Genomic DNA, 1,358 nt, shown 5'->3' on the forward strand with positions numbered 1-1,358 from the left:
ATTCCGGCCTGCCGGCCGGGGCCGGTTCTGGTCCGTCGTGACCGGCGGATGCAGTGGTCGGGTGGGGTGGCCGGAATCGCCGAAGTGGGTGAATCCGGGGAAGTGCGGGTGAGGTGCGACGGGCCGCCACTCGGGCCGGTGGTGCCGGGATGTCGGTGGGGGCTGGCATCCTGGGCTCAGCACCTCGCCGTACGCCCCGACCGACGTCGACCCAGGAGCTTCCCCCGCGTGAGCAGCACACCCGGCCCCTCGCACGGGCGGCCGCCCCTGCACGCCGTTCAGGTCCTGGGCAGCGGGAGCGCGGGCAGCGGGGCACACGTGCGGTCGCTCGCGGACGGGCTGGTGGCCAGGGGGCTGCGGGTGACCGTGTGCGGGGCGGTCTCCGCACAGCGGTACGGCTTCGCGGAGGCGGGGACGGCCTTCGTCCCCCTCATGGACTCCAACGCCCTGTCCGTGGCCGCGATCCGCTCGGTGAGCGCCGGCGCCGACGTCGTGCACGCGCACGGGCTGCGCTCGGGCATGCTGGCCGCGCTGGCCCTGCGCGGACGCTCCACGCCGCTGGTGGTCACCTGGCACGCCCGGGTCCGCGCCGCGGGCGCCCGTTCCCACCTCGTACGGCTGATGGAACGGCAGGCCGCGCGGGCCGCGTCCGTCGTGCTCGGCGCCTCGCCCGACCTCGTGGACCGGGCGCGCACCCGCGGTGCCCGCGACGCCCGGCTGGCGCCGGTCGCGCTGCCCGCCCCGCCCTACGCGCCCGAGGAGGACGAGCACGTACGGTTCAAGGCCCGGGCCGAACTGGGCGCTGTGGCCCGGCCCATGCTCGTCACCGTGGGCCGGCTGGAGCCCGGCCAGGGCCACGGCCCGCTGCTCGACGCCGCCCGGATCTGGCGGGAACTCGACCCCGAGCCGCTGCTCATCATGGCCGGGGAGGGCAGCGAACGCCCCCGCATCCAGCGCCGCATCGAGGACGAACAGCTGCCGGTCATGCTGGTCGGACGCCGCGACGACGTGCCGGAGCTGCTGGCGGCTGCCGACGTCGCCATCGTGCCGAGCCGCTGGGAGGCACGGTCCCTCCTGGCCCAGGAGGCCCTGTACGCGGGGGTCCCCCTCGTGGCCACGTCGGTGGGCGGGATCCCGGATCTCGTGGGCGACGCCGCCGAGCTCGTCCCCTACGGTGACGCCGCCGCCCTGGCGGCCGCGGTGGCCCGCCTCCTCGACGACCCGTTCCGCTGCACCCAGCTCTCCGCCGAAGGCCGCCGCCAGGCCGCCACCTGGCCCACCGAGGACGACACCGTCGCCCACGTCCTGAGCGTCTACGACGAACTGGCCGGGCGATAGGACCGCCGGGCGTCCCCCCA

At 76.4% G+C, this 1,358-nt stretch carries 1 protein-coding gene; it reads left to right on the top strand.

Features of this window, described 5'->3' with window-relative positions:
- Positions 1-228 precede the first annotated feature (228 nt).
- Entirely contained in the window at positions 229-1,338 is a 1,110-nt protein-coding gene (locus IE182_RS31485) for a glycosyltransferase family 4 protein (protein ID WP_229845296.1), read from the top strand.
- Positions 1,339-1,358: the final 20 nt, after the last annotated feature.

Source organism: Streptomyces cinnamoneus (assembly GCF_014650495.1).
GTDB classification, from domain to species: domain Bacteria; phylum Actinomycetota; class Actinomycetes; order Streptomycetales; family Streptomycetaceae; genus Streptomyces; species Streptomyces cinnamoneus.